Genomic DNA, 20,464 nt, shown 5'->3' with positions numbered 1-20,464 from the left:
TTGCTCAAACCTCCATCTCTTTTCTGTTTCTTATGCTTTCGAATCAAATATGCCTATACCGCTTTTTGTTGGCTTTTTAACGGACTTCCCGTAGTTCATATCCTGGCTTTGCGGTCTCAGCATATCTAAAGAGACATTAATGAATTGAAGTGACTGGTAGATTAATTGCTGATTTAAAATGTTCCGCTCTTTCAGCTTAGCTACTTCATCGATTAGCTCTTTTTTTAGTCGTTTTAGTGCAGCCGTTTCAATTGGTTCTGTTAATTCCATTACGGTGTCGATGGAAGCAGTCTGTCTCACTGCTCCTTTTGCTGTAAAAAATCCCTCGACTGCTGCTTCTCTTTCTTTATCCGTTTGACTGATTGCTTTAATATGCTTTTGTTCTTCGATCAGCAGAGCGGTAATTGCCTCAGTGTCGCTAGCTTTTAAAATGGTTGTTTTTCTTAAGGCTAATTGATTGAAGCTTCTATGAAGCTTGATCAATTTTTCAAGCGATTCGATGATGTTTCGTGCAGACATTCTTGCTCCCTCCTCTGCTCATGGATGATGGGTGAAATATATTTCCGTTCACATAATCAAACGTTTATTAATAATTTATTTTCGATAAAAATCAATAAGGCCTTTTGCTGTCGCCTGTGAATTCAATTTATAATTTCCATTTTCCACTTGGATTTTCAGTTCGTCCACTTTTGCTTGTCTTGCAGCAGGAATTGGAGATAATTGCTGCATTTCTTTTGCCGCTGAAGAAATTTCAACTTTATCTGAGGCATTGCCCTTAGATTCTTTAACATTTCCCGCTTTATTGGCTTGAAGATTATACGGGTTAATCCCTGTCATACCGACGTTATTGATTTTCATATTCCAGATCCTCCCCTTCGGCCGATTTTCTTTATCTAATCTTGTATATGACCTCATATTTCGATTCCTTTAACAGACCATGAGAATGACTCTTGGCTGTGATTATTCTCCCTATCATTATTATCGACAAGGACTTATTTTTTTTTATGGTTTCCTGTAATCTTTCCTTCGACAACCATTGTCGAATTTTGTTCTCAATACCGAATATTCTAACAAAATACCAATCAGGAAGCCAAGGATTATCCTTCGTGATTATCTTTAATATAATACGTATTTTTTTTATTTCGTTCTTGTATTTTAGTTAGGCACTTTTCTTCATCTTCAAAAGTCTGCAATTCAGAGCGAAGGGAATCGCTGCATTTGCTACATAATCTCCCACTTTGAATGTTGGTCCCGCATTTTTCACAAGGAATGCCTAGGTTAGGAAATTGGGAAATTCTCAGTTTTCCTGTTTTTACAAATTTAATAATCAAATCTTCTTCCACACCTGTGGCCTCAACCACTTGCATCATTAACGCCGTTCGATTACTTTTCTTGCGAATGTAGGCATACACTTCATCAAATTTAGCTTCTTCTTCTTTATAGCAAGCATCGCAAACATTACGAAATTTTGTTTTAACAAATAACGAATTACAGTTTTGACAGTTGAACAAATCCATTGAGGACCCCTCCTTTACTATCACAATGATTGTTCTTCAGTACTGTATATATCGAATATTAACACCGATACTTTAGAAGGTTTATAAAAAATATTCGGTTTTACCTAGCCAGAGTGATTGATGAAACTTCTGTGGCACCAGCAGTTTTCAAAGCCTTAGCCGCATGCCGGAGTGTTGAGCCTGTTGTGTAAATGTCATCCACGATTAAGATTGATTTTTGCTTTAATAAATCCGGTTTGGTGACCTGAAAAACTTGTGGCAATGATATCCGCTCCTCCCGTGACTTTTTCGATTGTTTTTCCGTATGAAGGCGCGTTAATAGCTCAACCGTGTTAAGGCCTAGCAGATCTGTCAAAGCCTGTGCCTGATTGAAACCCCTCTCCATCAGACGTTCATTACTAAGAGGAATGAACGTTACCAAGTCAAAATTCATGTCTTTTAGTTTGTCTTTTAAAAAGGGAACGAAGGCCTCAGCCAGTGCATAATCTCCTCGGTACTTATATTTCGCAATCATGTCTTTCAGGAATTCATTATAATGAAAAAGCGATATGTTTATGGACAAATACCCGCTCCATTTCTTATCTTTTTCCCATCTCACACAATCCAAACAAAGATCCTCGATGCGGTAATTCTTATCAAGCTCTCGAGAGCAAATCGAGCATGTCTCACCTGCTAACTTTTTAAGTTTCCCTTCACATCTTTCACAGATTGTCATTGCCTCTTTCTTTAGTAATAGACTTCTCCACGTCAATACTACTTTCATTTCTTCTACACAAAATAAGCATCTAGCCATCCAGCAGACCTCTTTTCCAGGCCTCTTTATTCATCATTTGTATATGGTAGATCGCCTCGACCATAGCTTTGCTTTTTCCGTAATGAAAAAAAGTGATAGTTCCCGTAGGATACGTAAAGCTTCTGCCGACGCGGCCAGCAATCTGAACGAGAGCACTCTCAGAAAAGACCTCATGTTCAGCACCAATCACGGCTACATCTAGTCGTTCAATTGTCACCCCGCGTTCTAAAATCGTCGTGGTCAATAATCCAGGGACCTCGCCATTCCGTAATGCCTGTACTCTTTCTTTTCGTTCAGGGTGCTGTGAGTGAACGGTCTCCAATTTAGGGGATAGTGTTTGAAACAACGGAATTACCTGTTCCATCACTTGAATGCTCGGAAAAAATAATAATAGAGGAATCTTCTGCTGAAGACGTTCGCTTACCCAACTGGCAATCACAGGAGGAATCTTTTTTTGGAGATATTGTTTTTGCCAATTGCCGCTCCATTTCATTTCAGGAACAGGGATCGGCTTATGATGGTAACGGGCAGGGATTGTCACGGCTTGCAGTTTCCCGCTACGGTAAGATCGTTGCATCTGTTTAGAAGGAGTGGCAGTTAAGTAGATAGTTGTAGCAGAGGGCTTTTTGGATTTATTAACCGCATAATGTAGAGAATCATCAATAGAGTAGGGAAACGCATCGACTTCATCAATGATGACTACATCGAAGGCTTCAGAAAAACGAAAAAGCTGATGTGTGGTGGAAACGGTTAGCGGCGAAGCTTTGCTTCGCTCTTCGCTGCCTCCATACAGAGAGGATACCTCAATGGCTGGAAAGGCTCTTTTTAACCGGGGTGACAGTTCGAGAACGACATCGGTCCGAGGTGTTGCCATACAGATTCGTTTTCCGGCAAGCAAGCCCGCCTCAATGCCAGCAAATAGGACTTCCGTTTTACCAGCTCCGCATACGGCCCAAACCAGTAATTCACCTTTTCTTTTTACAGCCTCAACGACACAGTCCGAGGCCGTTTGCTGACCTGAAGTTAGAGTTCCATCCCAGCTCATTACTTTGTCAGGAACCGCAAACTTCAAATCAGGACCGATCCATCCGTATAATTTTGCACATTCACTGACCCGCCCCATCATGATACAGGCCCGGCAGTAAGTACAATCTTGATTGCAAATCTTACACGGAAACGTATAAAACAAAGCAGAATTTTGGTTACCGCATCGTACACAATTGTACTGACCATTCACGCATTTCACGCCGGAAGTCACAGAGACATAGCCGTGCTTTATTTGGTCGGAAATGATTGCCGGGGAAAAAGGAATTTCGGAGGCCAATAACAACCTTCCTGTGAGGTGATTCTGAAGTTCTGGGGAAAAAGGGGGAGAACTAATCGTAGTTTCCAAACTATAACCTTCTTTCTTAGAATAGAATTTTACACTCGTAAATAGAATTCGCTTTTCACATTAGAATCCCTCTTACATCCATAAAAAAACGCCTCCTCCTTTTCAAGGAAAGACGTTCCTCTGTTTATACTTTATACCAGCCCATCCCCATCGAGCCTTCGCCCAGATGCGTTCCGATCACAGGACCGAAGTAGCTGATGTCAAACTCGACATTTGGGAAACGCGCTTCAAGTTCCGTTTTCCAGTCTTTAGCTTCAGCTTCACGCTTAGCATGAATAATGACCGCTTTATAGTTTTCACCGTTTGCCGCGTCTTCTCCAAGTAAATCAGCAATCCGTTTCATCGCCTTTTTTCTAGTACGGATTTTTTCGAACGGGACAATGACTTTGTCAACAAAATGGAGAACAGGCTTTACTTGTAGCAAACTCCCTATCAAGGCCTGGGCACTGCTTAGCCGCCCCCCACGCTGCAGATGGGATAAGTCATCTGCCATGAAATATGCCCGGACGGAAAGTTTCATTTCTTCGAGCCTGGCCATAATCTCTTCTGCGTCCTTGCCGTCAAGTGCCATCTGAGCCGCTTCGAGAACATAAAATCCCTGGACTCTACAGCTGATTTCAGAATCAAAGGCGTGGACCTGAACTCCCTCTACCATTTCACCTGCTGAAACCGCACCTTGATACGTACCACTGATACCACTCGATAAATGAATTGAAATAACATCATCATATTCTTTTTGCAGCTCTTCAAACTTCTCAACAAACTGACCGATTGGTGGTTGTGACGTGGTCGGTAGCTTCGCTTGCCTTTTTACTTCTTCATAAAACTCATCTGCAGCAATATCGATTTCTTCCCGGTAGGCTTCGTTGGAAAAAATGACATTAAGCGGCATCATATGTATATGTAAACGATCACGCATATCCTTAGGTATATATGCAGTGCTATCTGTTACGACTGCGGTTTTCATAGTGAGTACCATCCTTATAAAATTACTCTAAATATCTTATACACCATTCTATCTGAAAATGCCTTAACTTGCATTAAGTAGCTTCTCTTTTTTTTACCATAAATATGTAAAAATTAAGTAGGTGAATAGATTTATGCCGAGTTCGGCATTTGACAAAAAAAGTCCGGCTCTTCAGTACGCATTGCGAAAACTGAAGAGCCGGACTTATCATAAGTTAAAATTATTTCACTTCTACCCAGCCGTTTTTAATAGCTAAAACAACAGCTTGGGTACGGTCGTTTACATTCATTTTTTGAAGAATGTTACTCACATGGTTTTTTACTGTTTTTTCACTGATATATAAAGTTTCGCCGATGGCACGGTTGCTTTTTCCGTCTGCTAAAAGTTGAAGAACTTCACACTCGCGTCGAGTCAATAGGTGAAGCGGTCTTCTGATCTCTACAGCATGTACTGAATCACGATCAGCACCCTCTTCAGCAGCTAAACGGCGATATTCTTTGACTAAATTATGTGTCACCTTTGGATGAAGGTATGAGCCACCTTCTGCGACTACACGAACAGCATCAATTAGCGCATCTGCGTCCATTTCTTTCAACAGGTAACCTTGTGCTCCTGTTTTCAATGCATGCTGTACATAGTTTTCATCATCATGAATCGATAAAATGATGACTTTCGTTTCAGGGTAACGGTTTACAAGCATTTTAGTCGCTTCGACACCGTTCATATTCGGCATGTTGATATCCATGATAACAACATCTGGTTTGTGTGTTTCAACAAGATCCATAGCCTCGCTTCCGTCATCGCCTTCGGCAACAACATCAAAGGATGATTCAAAATCTAATATACGCTTAACACCTTCACGGAAAAGCTGATGGTCATCTATAATGATGATACTAGTCTTCAACGGCTTCTTCCTCCTAATTTCTATTTAAATGCCTATTCTCTAAAATTTATAAATGATAGGGAATTTGTATAAACACCAAAGTGCCTGACCCTGGTTGTGAATCAATCGTCATTTCACCTTCAAGCAGTTCGACTCTTTCCCTCATGCCTACTAAGCCAAAAGAACCCTCTTTTTGAATGGAAGAATCAAACCCTTTTCCATCATCTTTGACGACAACCGTAACCATCTCTTTAGAAATGGAAAGTTTAACTTGAACTTGCTTTGGCTCTGCATGTTTCAGTGAATTCTGTACAGCCTCTTGGACCAGCCTAAATAAAGCAACCTCCATATCAGAGGGAAGCCTTTTGACCTGGCCGAGGTTAACGAAATTCAAATGCACACCAGTATTATAGTCTTCGGTCGTTTGTAGATACTTTCTGAGGGTAGGAACAAGGCCTAGATCGTCAAGGGCCATAGGGCGCAGATCATAGATGATTCTACGCACTTCATATAACGCATTCCGTACCATGACTTTTAAGCTACGGATTTCCACAAGAGCTTCATCAGGACCTCTCTCTCGTTGTACACGTTCTATCAAATCCGAACGCATCATGACATTAGCAAGCATTTGCGCGGGGCCATCATGGATTTCCCGTGAGAGTTTTTTACGTTCCTGCTCCTGAGCTTCTATTATTTTCAAGCCGAAGTCCTGCTTACGTTTCGCTTCTTGTAGAGCTTCTCCCACAAATTTCAAGTCCTGTGTCAAATAGTTTTGTACAACAGAGATTTGCGAGACGAGATGTACAGCTTTATCAATCGTCTGCTGTAATCCCCTTAATCTAAGCTCAAGTTCATCCCGTCGATTACGAAGCTCTTTCTCTAACTGGCGATTTATTTGTAAATCGACTTGCAGCTTATGTGCCCTCTCATAAGCATCGCGAACCTGTTCTTCAGAAAAATGGTTGAAGTGCATACTGACTTCGGAAAGCCTTTTTCGAGCAAATCTGGCTTTTGAATCCAGTGCATCGCTGTCGGTTATCACAATGGCAACTCTGATTTTCACATCATCAAGCTCTTTTGTTAATGACTCAAAGTCTTTGCGACATTGCTCTCCAATATCAAAGACTTCATCCTTACTTTCACTAACAGTGCATACCATTGTTTCTAAGATCTTGTCCAATGCTTTAGCATCAACCTTTTTTATGGACATTAAGATCCCTCCACTTAAATCAACAGACTTAAACAATTTGTTGTCTTATAGACTATGTATATGGAAAAAAGCTCTTTTTCCTTTTTCATGAATGGTTAATTATCAGGAAACTTGCAATGAAGTAACCTTCATGAACATATTGTACCAAAAAAAGAAGAAAAATACGTCAATTTCATTGTAGGATTTTCACAAAATATACATATTTAGTATACATTTCATATTCCTAGCTTTTATGGATATCACGTTAGACCACCTATTAAAAGGTTGTTTCTATTATCCTAATTCGAATTATCCTTATCAATCAAATGGAATATTCCACTCCATTGATTATTATACGAAACAGATACATTTATTAAATGGCAAAATCCTTGAAATGAGCTGACACGATATGGACAAGCCAGGTTTATGGTACAAAACTCATTGTTTTTCCTACAATGATATTCTTTTAAGCATATATGACCATCTAATAAACATTAGCTGGCAGTAGAATTAATTATAACACGTACAACTTTTTCTTATATTAAAGTTTCTTTACACTATACGGAATAAAAAATAATCTTCATTGCCACTTTTTGCGCAAAGCCTTATAATGAATCAACTAATAGCGAGAGCGAAGGTGGAATAGTAATGCTCCCTCATTATTTAACGGTAAAAGGACGTGGTGAACATGAAATCGTGATTGAGAAATCTCGATTTATTGCCCACATCGCCCGAGTGGAATCAGAAGAAGTAGCCCAGGCCTTTATTCAAGAAATTAAGAAAAAGCATAAAGATGCTACTCATAATTGTTCAGCCTATATGATTGGAGAACAAAATCAAATTCAAAAAGCCCTTGATGATGGAGAGCCAAGCGGTACGGCAGGCGTCCCTATTCTTGAGGTTCTTAAGAAAAAAGACCTAAAAGATACGGCTGTTGTGGTTACACGATATTTTGGCGGCATCAAACTTGGTGCAGGCGGCCTGATTCGTGCTTATAGTAAAGCGACTTCAGAAGGAATTAATACCACGGGTGTAGTTAATAGAAAATTAATGCGCGTAATTTCAACAAATGTCGACTATACCTGGCTCGGAAAATTGGAAAACGAATTACGATCATCGATTTATCAAATAAAGGAAATTCAATACCTTGAACAAGTCAATCTTCTGGTATATGTAGAGGAAGCCCAAAAACAGGCATATACCAACTGGATGACAGAGCTGACAAACGGTCAAGGTCGTATCACTGAGGGCGAAATGATTTATTTAGAACAGGCTCTCGTTTAATTTTCTCCTGCATATTTTTCCTTTTTTTTGCTGTAATATAATTGAAAAGAAATATTTATTTTACGAAATTATTAAATCATTGTAAAATTAGTATTAATATATGACGAAATATATACTGAAGGATTCGAAAAATGGCGATTTATGTCTGCTATTTAAAAGGAGAAGAAAAAGATGTCTAATACTAGGCGTGTTTATAAAATTAAAAAAACAAAGAAAAAAAGGCGAAAGAGGCTTTGGTTATTTCTAGTCCCCCTGTTGGTACTTGGTCTAGGAGCTTCTACGTATGCTGCAACTCTATATATGAAAGCCCAAAATGTATTTAATGATTCTTACGATCCTGTCGAGGCCTCAGCCAAGCGGAGTGAAACGGTTGACCCACTCAAGGATAATTTCTCAATTCTTTTCATAGGGATTGATGACAGCGATGAACGCAACTATAAAGGAAATTCACGCTCGGATGCTTTAATGCTGGCTACATTCAACAAAGATCAAAAATCTATTAAACTATTAAGCATTCCACGTGACTCCTATGTGTACGTGCCAGCCAAGGGCGTAACGACGAAAATCAACTCAGCTCATGCAGCTGGTGGACCAAAAGCAACAATGGATACTGTGGAAGAATTATTCGATATCCCTGTTGATTATTATGTCCGGATGAACTTTAATGCTTTCATCGACGTGGTGGACTCATTAGATGGAATTGAAGTTGATGTACCTTATGAAATGAACGAAATGGATTCGCATGACAAGAAGAATGCCATTCATCTCGAAGAAGGATTACAAACTGTTAATGGTGAAGAAGCATTAGCCTTTGCACGGACTCGTAAAAAGGACAGTGATATCCAACGTGGTGAGCGACAACAGGAAGTTCTGAAAGCCATCATGACCAAGGCAACCTCTGTTGGAGCATTAACGAAGTATACAGGAGTTATGGAAGCTGTTGGCGACAATATGACAACGAATCTCCAATTCTCACAAATTAAAGGTTTCATAAAATATGTAACATCTGACAACGGTCTGGATCTCGAAACTGTTAAACTTGAAGGTCAAGATTCCACAATTAGCGGAACCTATTACTATCAATTGAACGAAACATCAGTAGCAAATACTAAGCTACTACTTCAATCCCACTTAAATCTGGGTCCTAAAGAAGTCTCTAATCAAACTGAAGCCGTTCAATCACAATAACATTTAGAAAAAAAGAACCCCCCACTCATCCTTAGAGATGAAGTGGGGTTTCCTTTTACTCACCAGATAGTTGACTCTCTACCCTTTTGATTGGTGCTTCCATAATATTTTTCAAGATTCTTTCATTATTATTGGTATCAATGTAAGTGAAAATTAACTCTTTCCTTAATGCTACATCATTCCGTTCCTTCATTCCTTGTCTAATGACCTCTTCTAGCTTAATAAACAAGTCATCCTCGGTATAAACAATGTCTCCTAGGAAAGTCTCTTCTATCGGCCTTAAAATACCATTCGCAAAGAATACATCTTGATCAAAATGATAATAGATAACCGGTTTTCCCAGTAAGGTAAAGTCGAATGAAACCGAAGAGAAATCCGTAATCATTATACTGTTATCCTTCAATAAATCCTGCACGGTCCTTGTTCCCAATTCAACCAATTCAATCCTCGAAGTACGAAATTTCACGTTTTCAGCCATATATTCCTGCATCCGATAATGTGGATAGAAATTAAGCTTTAAATCATATTCTTCCAGCATCCCTTGCAATTTATCGGATTGTAAAAAGCCTATATATTTTTCATAATATAAGGAATTCAACAACTTCTCTTCATTGGTGATCCATTCACGCCATGTCGGAATCAAGAGTATTTCCCTTTTAGGATGATGATTTTCCTGCAGCTTATCAAACCGAGCCAACCCCGTCACAACAACTTCATCATCTAAGTAACCAAATTCTTTTTCAACCATTTTCTTTTCATGTTTGGAAGAAACAATAAATAGATCAAATGGATATTTATAAAAGACTTTATGGTACTCCACGTTCTTTCTGCCCAATACACCATGCTGAAGAAATACCTTATGTGCCTTTTGATAATTCTTCACCTTTATTCCTTTAAAAGGTAGGAAATACTCAAGGTCATGTGTCCCAATTAACTTTGAAGCCCTTAAGCTTTTTTCAATATGCTTACGGCTTCCGATATCAAGAACATGATCTAAATTATCCAGCCGTTCCTTATCTCTTGCTTTCGGGTCAATAGCATAATAAATTTTAATATCAGGATAATTGTCTCTCACAAATCTAAAGAATTGATACCCATTATCTTGAGCTGTATCAGGTCGTTCCCCGACAATCCAGATGTCATCGTCCGTTTCCTTCAATTTGAAATCTTGAATCTCGTTGTATATATCCTTTTCATAGATAAAGCTCTCCACTTTCAAGTTTCCTTTAGGAGTAGTCGTTAAATGATACTCAGCCACTTTGTCATCATTCATCGTTCCTTCAAAGCTTAGCAATACATCATCTTTGAAGTAATCAAACTCTTTTAAACCAAGCTTAACTTTTCGGTAAAAATTGTCACCTTTCAAGATAAAGAATACATCAATGATTTCCTTGAATTCGGTAATCAGCTTTCCTAATTCCGGAATCGGAATCCTGGTTATAAACCCATTATTATCTGGATCTTCAGTGCCAATCAACTCTATCGGCAGTTCAGTCGATTCTTCAGACGTCCGATTCACAAGGAGAATGTTCATATCAAACGTTTCCTTACTATTCGGGATTTCAAAAAGTGCATTCCCCTGTATAACGAGGTCATTATTTTCTATATGATAAGAAGAAGCATCCCGGTAAAAAGGCATTTTGGCAAACTTAAAGGAAAGATTACTATATATAGTCGTATGGAATTCTCCAAAATAATATTCATCTATATGGTGGGTTTTGTATTGTCCTTCCAAATCTACTACCGTCTCATCCTCATTCACCTTGATGCGAATATTATAAAAAGACGATTCTTTCACTTTACTGCTGAGATATCCATCCCATTTTTTAGACCATTCAAGTGAACCTGTCAGGAACTGCTTGTAATCAACAGAAGCATGTATGAACGCAATATTGTTATCCTTGGATAATTCGACAGGGATATTAATGAATTCATTCGAATCCCTTTCTCTTAACCGGATATACAGCTCGTCTTCCTTCCCATTTAATAGTTCCATCAATGGAGGTAGGGGAAACCCTAGTGATAATTTCACCTCATCCTCGCCGAAATCAGCTGAAACGCTATGTGCTACAAGATGGATTAGAGACGTCTTTGCTGAGACCTTTCCATTACTTGACTCCACTTTAACTCGGACAGCATCCTTATACCGCGGAACATGGAATTCAAATATCTCATTCTTTTCACGTAAATCTTTAACATAGCAAGGATAAAAATACTCATCATTTTCGTGGACAACCATGATGGATAGTTCCCACTTTCCTTTTGGGAAAATAGGATACACCTCTGTATCGATTTTCGCTGTGAAGATATCCCCATCTACGATTAAAGGGGCTTTTAAATACATCCCATTCTTCTTTTTGATAGTGAAAAAATAGGTGGCCTCCGGAAATTTCTCTTTGAAAAAGCGATGATGGATTTCCCCTTCTACAAGGATTTCCTTCCCATTAAAATCAATCGAATGAATATGATTGGGAATATCATAAACCGTATTGATTTTATGTTTATAGCCCGCACGTAAAAAAGCGGAATTTTCTTTGCTCTTACTCAAAAGAAACATAAAGTCTTTCGATTCAAAAAATGAATTTGAATGATCAACCTGAAAATCTTCGTTTAAGTTAAGGCTAGATGATTTCCCCTCTACAACGACAAACAAATCATAATTCCTTTTTTTCTTTTCTAGCTGAATGTCAACTTTATTAATTGTAAATATATAAAGATTATGGTTTGCATTCTTTTCCATCATCTGTCCTGTTTCCTGAAACACTTTTTCTTTCTTCCTATTATAAAACTCAAGTAATACGGTTGTTTTCTTAGGCTTTGGAACAGATTCTTTGGTAATACTCACATAAAACTCAACCTGATTAGGATGATCTAATACCTTCGTTAAGTAAGCTTCTGGTGGAATATCCGGAATAGCTTGACTCATATTTTATCCTTTATTTTACTCAAATAGGAATTGAACACGTGAAAACACCCTTCCATTCTAATAATATTCGATACATACTAGTTTAACGCCTACTATGGAAGGTTATACCTTACCAAAACAATATAAAAAACCTCCATACGTATTAGTAAATACGGTATGGAGGCAGTAAACATATTTATTGGGCTTTGCATAGAGAATAATAATCTAGTATTCTATGCACTAAAGCAATTATGGTTTGTTTTTAAAATTTAGCATCTTCAACAAAGGTTGATAATCCGAATTGACCAGCCCAATTTTTTCCACAAAAATTTCTATAATCAATAAGAGGCCAGCTACAAGAATCAAAGCTCCCCACATTGTTGCAAATGAAAAGATTATGGCAGCTAAACCAAAGCAAGCAGCTAAAGCGTAAATAAGAAGTACAGTCTGCTTATGAGTAAATCCTAGGTTTAACAAGCAGTGATGTAAATGTGATTTGTCAGCAGCTGATATCGGTTGTTTATTTACAATCCTGCGGATAATCGCAAAAAATGTATCCGAAATAGGAACCCCTAAAATGATAATCGGTACAATTAAGGAAATCATCGTAACGTTTTTAAATCCAAGCAGGGACAGAACTGCGATGATGTAACCTAGGAACAATGCTCCTGTATCTCCCATAAAAATCTTTGCAGGATGGAAATTATATTTCAAAAAGCCAAGGGTACTTCCAATCACAGTCAATGCAACCATCGCTACAAATATATCCCCTTTAATAAGGGCCATCGTAGCAATCGTCACTAATGCAATTGTGGAGACTCCACCCGCAAGACCATCTAGGCCATCTATTAAATTAATGGCATTAATAATCGCTACAATCCACAAAATGGTAATAGGGATACTGAAAATGCCAAACTGAAGTGTGTCGGTAAAAAATGGTAAGTTGATAAATTCAACTTCAAGACCGCCCCATAACACGATAATGAGAGCAGCTAAAATCTGTCCCAAAAACTTGGGTGCAGCTCTTAATTCATATATATCATCCGCCATCCCAATTAATATGATGACAAGAGCACCTACTAGCAGAGGCAATTGCTCCCAAAAGTCATTCGTAAAAATTAAGAATGTAATGAAAAAACTCAAAAATATAGCTAAACCGCCCATGCGCGGCATAATTTTAATATGCACTTTTCGCTCATTTGGTTTATCGGTAGCCCCTAATTTAACGGCCAATTTTCCGACAAAAGGAGTCAAAAAAATGGACAATAAAAATGCTACCAACAAGGCCCCTATTAACATCAAGAACCACCTCTATTCAACATAAATCTAATACCCTTAACAATCAATAAGAAAACGTATTTATAATAACTTATTTATTTTTTCATCCTCAAATAAACATTATATACGTTTTCGGCTAAAATCTCTATAGAAAAGTTGTTTTTTGCAAATTTTTGTAAATCTGTCCCTAACCTTGTCAGGTTTCCGGATTTTTTTAATTCTACTGCTTTACAGATAGCCCTTTTCAATTGGGTTACATGCCCAATCTCTGTTATCCAGCCAAATTTCTCATCCGGAATTAATTCTTTCACACCGCCAACATCACTTGTAATCGCAGGCAAACCTGCCCTTGCCCCTTCAAGTAAAACAAGTGGGAAACTCTCGCTTAAAGACGTTAACAATGTGACATCAGCCAAGGGATAGAGCTTCTCTATATCTTTACGATACCCTAAAAAGAACACGTGATTAGTTAAATTTTTTTCCAAAACCATCTTTTCTAAAGCCAGTCTTCTGCTTCCCTCACCCACAAGCAACAGCTTTACATGGGGAAACTCCGATATCACTTGACTTAATGCCTCTAAGGCAAATTCATGGCCTTTTACAGGTTCAAGCCTAGCAGGCATAATAATAACAAAATCATCAGCCACAAACCCAAAGTCTTCTCTTTGAAAGGGTTCCTCTAATTTCTTTTCAAAGTTAATACCATTTAAAATCTTGGTGATCTTGGTTGAGGGAATCCCTTGACTAATTAAGTCTTGCTTAAATCGATCTGAAACCGCCAGTATATGATCAGTATGCTGAAATGACTTTAAATGCAAGCTCGTAAATAGTTTCCCTTTTACACCCATACCTAAAAAATCATGCTGAGGGGAACTGTGGACAGTAAGAACCCAGGGGCGTTTTACGAGACGTTTTAATAAAGCTCCATAAATATTCGCACGCGGACCATGAGTGTGGATGATCTCTATATTATTTAGACGGATAAAGTCCCGTAAAGGTTTCAATATCGAAAGGTCATACTTAGAATGTTGCTTGAAAATTTCAGTTTGAATCCCAGATGCCACAGCCTGCCGGTACAGAGCACCTTTTTCAAACACGCCAAGAAGGCATTCCTCTTTATTTAGTTGGTTAAGTAAGGACAGAATATGAAACATACCGCCGCCAGTTTCATTACCAGCGTTTAAGTGCATGATTTTCACCTAGTTCACTCCTTATGTTTAGGAACGCTGTAACCTCTTCCTTTTCCTTCTAACCTTTAATACGAATTTTGGCAGCACAAGCATCCGTTTCCATCGGGAAGGCTGTTGGATTAGTCGGTACAACCATTCAAGACGCACCCTCTGCCATATGTCAGGAGCGCGGTTCACCTTTCCTGCGAGAACATCAAAGCTCCCTCCAACTCCCATAAAAAACCCCTTTTTAAATAAGGGATAGTGCATAGAAACCCACTTTTCCTGCCTAGGGAAGCCCAAGGCCGTCAAAATAATGTCGGGTTCGAGTTCCGCTATGGACTTTGCCAAGCACTCGTCCTTGATATCAATGTAGCCATGGTTGTATCCTACGAGTTCGATACCCGGATATTTCTCTTGAACCTTTAAGGCAGCTGTTTCAATCACAGCTTCTTCCGCTCCAAGCAGATATACCTTTAGAGCCTGCTCATCAGCAATCCGAAATAGTTCATTCATCAAATCGAACCCAGTAATCCGCTCCTGTAATGGTTGGTTCAGCCATTTTGAGGCCATAATAATACCAACGCCATCCGGTGTAATGTAATCAGCCGATGTAATGATGTCCTTATAATCCTGATGTTCATTTGCATACTCAACAATTTCAGGATTTGCCGTAACGACAAACGTTTTTTCTTGATTCATTAATCTTGGGTAAATCATCTGATTTATAAATTCATCCATAGTGCTATCAATAAATGGTATGGACAATATCTCCACATATTTCTCAGTCATATCTCTTCAGCCTTTCATATGTACTATACATCTATAGGGTCGGGTATTATTCAAGAATTTTTTTCATACAAATCATATAAAGTAATTTTGATTCAAAGGTGGTTGAACAATTGAAGCTTCTTGAAAAACTTTCGTTACCCATTTTAATTGTGTGCCTGCTCTTCTCATTAGCAGTACCTCACCCTATCGTCGGCTACACTGCGACGGCATTGATGCTTATTTTTATCGTTATAAATAAAAAAAACCTGCTATTAATTCTATTCATTTACTTCCCAGCCCGTCCCTTATTTATGGAACTGAATAGCGGCTTAACCTATACAGGAGATCTGATTATCCTTTTCCTATTTATTTCTTTGCTTATTGAAAAGTTTAAGAAGAAAGAATGGTCAACTGCGAAGTATCATTTTACTTTACCGTTCTGGCTGTATTGTTTAGTTGGTGTTGTTGCCGCGCTCTTAACAGGGGTGGGGCTCATTCCAATTCTGTTTGAACTACGAGCTATACTTGTGACTTTCTTGCTTCTCTATATTATCGGTGAATTAAATCTAGAAAGAAAGGATATCTTTCGCTTTTTGAAGGTAACTGTACTATTTACAATCGTTCTTTGCCTTCACGGCTTATTGGAGAAAATCTTTTCTCGTTCTATTTTTCTGCCTCAAGCTTGGGAAATGTGGACTCTTTCCTCAACAAATCGAATGAGGATTTATGGTGCAGCTGCCAATCCTAATGTCTTTGCTTTATTTTTAAGCATCCAGTTGTTTTTTAGCTTCTTCCTTTTTCAAGCGGTAAAGAAATATAAGTTCTCGGTCTTTCTAGCATCCATCTTAATGTTCGGAACTTTACTGCTCACCTATTCACGGGGGACGATGATTGCTTTTGGAATCGCAACGCTTGTCTTTACCATCTGGACTAAAAATAAAACATTTTTTAAATTTGCTCTAGGGTCATTTGTTTGCGGCCTGCTTCTCATATATTACCCGGTTCTATTCACTTCAAGCAAAGTGGAGCTGTCTGCTTCAGTTCCAATGGAAAATATGAGGATTGGCAGTACTCCTATTGCCGAACGCGAACATGCCCTCTCCGATCGATTCTCTGACATGTTTTCTGATAAGACTCTTCACCAAAGTACAGAATGGGGCCGGTTATTTGTCGTTTTTAAAGGGCTTGAAATTTTTATGGATCATCCAATAGCTGGTACGGGTCTTGCTACATTTGGAGATTCGGCCACTCTTTCCTTCCCCTCACCGATTTATCAGGAATACCAGATTGGTGAAAGGATGTATACTGATAATCAATACATTCAGATTCTTGTCCAAACTGGGTTGCTCGGTTTTTTATCAGTTTTCGTATTTATTCTTTTAACCTTTCGGAAAATCATTAAAACAAGCAATGGTACTACAGCAGTCTTCACCATCTGCCTGATGCTAGCAGCGTTAATAGCAGGACTTTTTTACAATATTCTTGAGGATAAAACGTTTACCCTTATTTTTTATAGTTGTTTAGGATTTTGTTTACAAAAGGACATCTTTTTAAAGGAATGAACATATGCCTACTCTTTCACATGTTGTTAAATCGGTTGGGCTCGTCACTATCATTGCAGCCGTTGGAAAAGTCCTTGGCTTCGGCAGGGAATCAATCATTGCCGCCTATTTCGGAGCATCATCAACGGCAGACATCTTTTTCGTGGCGAGCCTAATTCCCACTATTCTTTTTACAGCTCTCGGCAGCGGTCTTCAGGCCGGTGTCATTCCTATTTACCTGGAGAAAAAAGCGGAAAATCCAAGGAAAGCTGATGAATTCATCAGCGTTTTAGGTTCCTTTTTTACGCTAGTAGCCGTCGTAATGACCATTGTCTGCCTGTTTTTCACAAAGCCGCTCGTTATGATGGTGGCCCCTGGTTTTTCAGGTTCCGAACTTGCTTTAACAGAGGTTCTAACCAGGATTATGCTGCCGAGTTTACTTTTTTTCACGCTTGCATACATGGCGACTGGAGTCTTGAATGCGAATCAGCGTTTTCTACTCCCAGCTTTTACTTCAACAGCCCAAAACATAGTCATTATTGTAGCCACCGTATTATTCGCTGCTCCCTTTGGGGTGAAAGGATTGGCCTGGGGATTTGTGTTTGGTGCCGCCAGCCAATTTATCATTCAATTTCCGTCATTGAAAAAATACCAGATCCGTCCGATTTTTTCCTTTCGTCCTTACAAACAGCAAATTAATAATACGCTTATCACCTTTTATCCTATTATCATCGCGGCATTGGCCATCCAATTAAATAGTGTCGTCGACCGGATTATTGCCACCTCGCTCGAGACTGGAAGTGTATCGGCCCTGAACTATGCGAATCGGCTATTGTGGTTGCCACTAAGCATTGTCCTCACACCGCTGATTACCGTTTTATATCCATCGATTGTCGAACGCGCTATTGAAGGATATCAATCTTTCCTTACTTTAACCTTAAAAGGATTGAAGTCCCTTTTATTCTTAGCCGTTCCTTTTATGATTGTGATGTTGATCAGTGGAAACAGCTTAATCGCTCTGGCTTTTCAACGCGGTGCCTTTGATGCGTCTGCTACAGAAACAACTTATGCAGCATTTTTCTTTTATTCAGCTTGTCTCCCGTTTTTTGCACTACGAGATTATTTGATGAACGCCTTTTATGCCTTAAAAAAAACGAAAGTAGCTATGTATTCCTGCCTGATTGCTGTTTTACTAAATGTCCTGCTCAGCTGGGGACTTTCACGTTTTCTCGGTGTCGGCGGAATCGCCTTAGCCTCAGGTATATCCATGTTCCTGCAGTCTCTTTTCCTATTCAGCTTCTTGTGGCTAAAAACCCAAAAAAGTGACAAAGCTGTATTTACTGATGTTTTTCAAGAAAGCAGCAAACTAATCATCATCGGAGCTATCATCTATGGACTCGCTTTATGGATCCATCCTATTACGCTAAAGTTCCACATTTTTGTGGAATTAGTTATCGTCTCCCTTATGGTATTCGGGTTATATATCCTATTTTCTATGCTTTTTAAAGTAAGTAGTCTACAAGCATTGAGGAAGATTAGATCAAAGTAGTCATTTAAAAGAACGGAGTGCGGATATGAATATTTTAATTACAACGATATTTTCCTACCCTCATGAAGGGGGTCTATCAAGTCATATCACCACATTAAAAAAGGGATTGAAGTCACGAGGTCATAGCGTGGACATTTTATCTTTCTCGCAATTACCCTCATTCAAGAAAAAGTTGCTCGCCCAGGCTCCAGGTTTTTTATTAAATAAAGTAAAACACGGGAGCGGGCAGCTGTTCAATGACCGACAACGTCTGAAGTTATTGACCTCTTCTATTAAAAGTTTGAAAAAAAAGTATGATGTCATTAATGCACAGGATATTTTCGCAACGCTTGCCTCCATTGAATCAGGAATCCCAACGGTGGAAACAGTCCATGGGTATTATTCATTTGAGGCGGTTAGCAGGGGGGCCATTTCCCCTGACAGTATGGAAGATTTAATCATTCGTGATTTTGAAAGAAAAGCCTATCAGTCTGTTGCTAAAGTCGTGACCGTCGATCGCCGAATTAAAGACTATATTAACCATTTAGCACATATCGAAGCGGAAACAATTAAGAATTTCATTGACGTGGCTGCTTTCAAACCCGAAACCACCGACCGGAATGAAACTCGACAAGTCTTTCAAATCCCCTTACATAAAAAGATGCTCTTTGTTCCTAGAAGAATGACAGAAAAAAACGGCGTTATTTATCCGATAATGGCTCTTCCCGAGGTACTGAAAAATCATCATGACACTGTATTAGTCTATGCCGGGACAGGAGAACAGCAAGCCCAACTTGAAGAAACGATAGCCAAGCTCAAATTAACAGATTCAGTACTATTCCTAGGTTCAGTGCCTTTCGAAAAAATGCAAAACCTGTATGGTGCTTCAGATATCGTACTCATCCCAAGCGTTCATTCTCATGGGGTAGAAGAAGCGACCTCCATATCTGCGTTAGAAGCGATGAGTTCCGGCTCACCTGTTATTGCAAGTGCAGTCGGAGGCCTCAAGGAAATTCTCTCTGATGGAGAAGATGGTTTGCTCGTGGAGGAGAAAAACATCAAAGCACTATCTCAAGCCATCTCTACTCTGCTTAGTGACCCAGTACGAACTGCAAAACTAGCCGAAAAGGCTAGATATAAAATTGAAAATGAGTATTCACATCTAGCCGCAGCCGAGCGGTTTGAGAAGGCTTACCAAGAAGTGCTGAATTCAAAAACAGGCAGACCCAATAGTTGAGTCTGCCTGTCACTTTTATACCGTTGTAGAACTACGCTTGTTCATTTGATCTTCACGGTATTTTTTCTGTTCTTTTTTAGACATTGCTTTATATTCTTTCAAGAATGCTTCATATTGCGGCATAACTTCCTCGATGGGGCCGTACGCTTTTACTTCTCCATATTCAAGCCATAACGCCTTTTGACAGAATTTCTTCATCTGACCGATTGAATGGCTGACGAAGAACATCGTTTTGCCTCTTTCCTTAAATTCATTCATCTTCTCTAAACACTTTTCAGCAAAGTTTTTATCCCCAACTGATAAGGCTTCATCAATAATCAGGATATCTGGATCGATATGAACGGAAATGGCAAATCCAAGCCTTGACTTCATCCCGCTTGAATAAGATTTCACCGGTTGGTTAATGAACTTGCCAAGCTCTGAAAACTCAATGATTTCAGGTTCTAGTTCGCGAATCTGCTTTTTATCGAATCCGAGCATCAACATTTTCAATTCGATATTTTCTCTACCTGTCAATTGATTGTTAAGACCTGATGAAACAGCGATTAATGCTGTTTTCCCGTTAGCTTGGACATTTCCATCCGTGGGCGGGATAATACCAGCAATAATGTTGGACAATGTGGATTTCCCGGAACCATTGACCCCGACAAATCCGATTACATCTCCCTTTTCCGCTTCAAAGCTTACATTTCTAAGGGCATAATACTCTTCTCCATAGCTTTTAGGCAAAAGAAGATCCATCAATTTTTCTGAGTTTTTATTATATAATTTATATTTTTTCGTTACGTTTTTGACAACTACCGATTTTTCCATCTATTCTC

18 protein-coding genes are annotated in these 20,464 nt (G+C 39.0%); 5 read left to right on the top strand and 13 right to left on the bottom strand.

Annotated features, from left to right (window positions below):
- Nucleotides 1–30: 30 nt before the first annotated feature.
- The 8 genes from AKG34_RS23520 to AKG34_RS23485 all read right to left on the bottom strand — a co-directional run bounded on the left by AKG34_RS23520 (nt 31) and on the right by AKG34_RS23485 (nt 6,763).
- The gene (locus AKG34_RS23520) at nt 31–519 is read right to left on the bottom strand and encodes a flagellar protein FlgN (RefSeq protein WP_053348560.1); all 489 of its coding nucleotides are present in this window, start codon (nt 517–519) and stop codon (nt 31–33) included.
- A gap of 75 nt (nt 520–594) precedes the next feature.
- Nucleotides 595–858: a flagellar biosynthesis anti-sigma factor FlgM gene (gene flgM, locus AKG34_RS23515; protein ID WP_053348559.1), complete on the bottom strand. Its 264-nt coding sequence runs from the start codon at nt 856–858 to the stop codon at nt 595–597.
- A gap of 239 nt (nt 859–1,097) precedes the next feature.
- Complete coding sequence (locus AKG34_RS23510) at nt 1,098–1,517, bottom strand: TIGR03826 family flagellar region protein (RefSeq protein ID WP_053348558.1); 420 nt, start codon at nt 1,515–1,517, stop codon at nt 1,098–1,100.
- A gap of 100 nt (nt 1,518–1,617) precedes the next feature.
- Complete coding sequence (locus AKG34_RS23505; protein ID WP_053348557.1) at nt 1,618–2,310, bottom strand: ComF family protein; 693 nt, start codon at nt 2,308–2,310, stop codon at nt 1,618–1,620.
- Nucleotides 2,303–3,634 (bottom strand): ATP-dependent helicase ComFA, encoded by a 1,332-nt coding sequence (locus AKG34_RS23500; RefSeq protein WP_236695034.1) that lies wholly within the window; start codon nt 3,632–3,634, stop codon nt 2,303–2,305. Before AKG34_RS23500 ends, AKG34_RS23505 begins: the two co-directional genes overlap by 8 nt.
- 193 nt (nt 3,635–3,827) lie before the next feature.
- Nucleotides 3,828–4,670: a DegV family protein gene (locus AKG34_RS23495; RefSeq protein ID WP_053348556.1), complete on the bottom strand. Its 843-nt coding sequence runs from the start codon at nt 4,668–4,670 to the stop codon at nt 3,828–3,830.
- Nucleotides 4,671–4,890: 220 nt separating this feature from the next.
- Nucleotides 4,891–5,574 carry a response regulator gene (locus tag AKG34_RS23490; RefSeq protein ID WP_053348555.1) on the bottom strand — a complete coding sequence of 228 codons (684 nt, stop codon included), beginning with the start codon at nt 5,572–5,574 and terminating at the stop codon, nt 4,891–4,893.
- 46 nt (nt 5,575–5,620) lie between these two features.
- The gene (locus tag AKG34_RS23485) at nt 5,621–6,763 is read right to left on the bottom strand and encodes a sensor histidine kinase (RefSeq protein ID WP_053348554.1); all 1,143 of its coding nucleotides are present in this window, start codon (nt 6,761–6,763) and stop codon (nt 5,621–5,623) included.
- Nucleotides 6,764–7,390: 627 nt separating this feature from the next.
- On the opposite strand from AKG34_RS23485, the gene AKG34_RS23480 reads away from it, so the two are divergent.
- Entirely contained in the window at nt 7,391–8,026 is a 636-nt protein-coding gene (locus AKG34_RS23480; protein ID WP_053348553.1) for a YigZ family protein, read from the top strand.
- Nucleotides 8,027–8,197: 171 nt separating this feature from the next.
- Nucleotides 8,198–9,214 (top strand): LCP family protein, encoded by a 1,017-nt coding sequence (locus AKG34_RS23475; protein ID WP_053348552.1) that lies wholly within the window; start codon nt 8,198–8,200, stop codon nt 9,212–9,214.
- A gap of 55 nt (nt 9,215–9,269) precedes the next feature.
- Here the strand turns inward: AKG34_RS23475 and AKG34_RS23470 are convergent, their stop codons facing one another.
- From AKG34_RS23470 to AKG34_RS23455, 4 genes are all read right to left on the bottom strand, one after another.
- A complete protein-coding gene (locus AKG34_RS23470; protein ID WP_053348551.1) occupies nt 9,270–12,140 on the bottom strand; it encodes a CDP-glycerol glycerophosphotransferase family protein in 2,871 nt (956 codons plus the stop codon).
- Between the two features lie 228 nt (nt 12,141–12,368).
- The gene (locus AKG34_RS23465) at nt 12,369–13,418 is read right to left on the bottom strand and encodes a glycosyltransferase family 4 protein (RefSeq protein WP_053348550.1); all 1,050 of its coding nucleotides are present in this window, start codon (nt 13,416–13,418) and stop codon (nt 12,369–12,371) included.
- Nucleotides 13,419–13,492: 74 nt separating this feature from the next.
- On the bottom strand, nt 13,493–14,587 hold the full coding sequence (locus AKG34_RS23460) for a glycosyltransferase family 4 protein (RefSeq protein ID WP_236695045.1): 1,095 nt from the start codon (nt 14,585–14,587) through the stop codon (nt 13,493–13,495).
- Between the two features lie 27 nt (nt 14,588–14,614).
- Nucleotides 14,615–15,358, bottom strand: a complete 744-nt coding sequence (locus AKG34_RS23455; protein ID WP_053348548.1) for a WecB/TagA/CpsF family glycosyltransferase — start codon at nt 15,356–15,358, stop codon at nt 14,615–14,617.
- Between the two features lie 110 nt (nt 15,359–15,468).
- Between AKG34_RS23455 and AKG34_RS23450 the strand changes: the two genes are divergently transcribed.
- Genes AKG34_RS23450 through AKG34_RS23440 form a run of 3 tightly spaced genes read left to right on the top strand, consistent with a single transcriptional unit; the run spans nt 15,469 to nt 19,643 of the window.
- Nucleotides 15,469–16,899, top strand: coding sequence for an O-antigen ligase family protein (locus tag AKG34_RS23450; RefSeq protein WP_053348547.1), 1,431 nt, complete (start codon nt 15,469–15,471; stop codon nt 16,897–16,899).
- Nucleotides 16,900–16,903: 4 nt separating this feature from the next.
- Nucleotides 16,904–18,427 (top strand): murein biosynthesis integral membrane protein MurJ, encoded by a 1,524-nt coding sequence (gene murJ / locus AKG34_RS23445; RefSeq protein ID WP_053348546.1) that lies wholly within the window; start codon nt 16,904–16,906, stop codon nt 18,425–18,427.
- Between the two features lie 25 nt (nt 18,428–18,452).
- Nucleotides 18,453–19,643 carry a glycosyltransferase family 4 protein gene (locus tag AKG34_RS23440; RefSeq protein ID WP_053348545.1) on the top strand — a complete coding sequence of 397 codons (1,191 nt, stop codon included), beginning with the start codon at nt 18,453–18,455 and terminating at the stop codon, nt 19,641–19,643.
- A gap of 15 nt (nt 19,644–19,658) precedes the next feature.
- Here the strand turns inward: AKG34_RS23440 and tagH are convergent, their stop codons facing one another.
- Complete coding sequence (gene tagH, locus AKG34_RS23435; protein WP_053348544.1) at nt 19,659–20,456, bottom strand: teichoic acids export ABC transporter ATP-binding subunit TagH; 798 nt, start codon at nt 20,454–20,456, stop codon at nt 19,659–19,661.
- Between the last annotated feature and the right edge of the window lie 8 nt (nt 20,457–20,464).

Source organism: Peribacillus butanolivorans, from assembly GCF_001273755.1.
GTDB lineage: Bacteria > Bacillota > Bacilli > Bacillales > DSM-1321 > Peribacillus > Peribacillus butanolivorans.
Note: the sequence above shows the minus strand (reverse complement) of the source record. Positions and strands in the feature narration are given on the sequence as shown.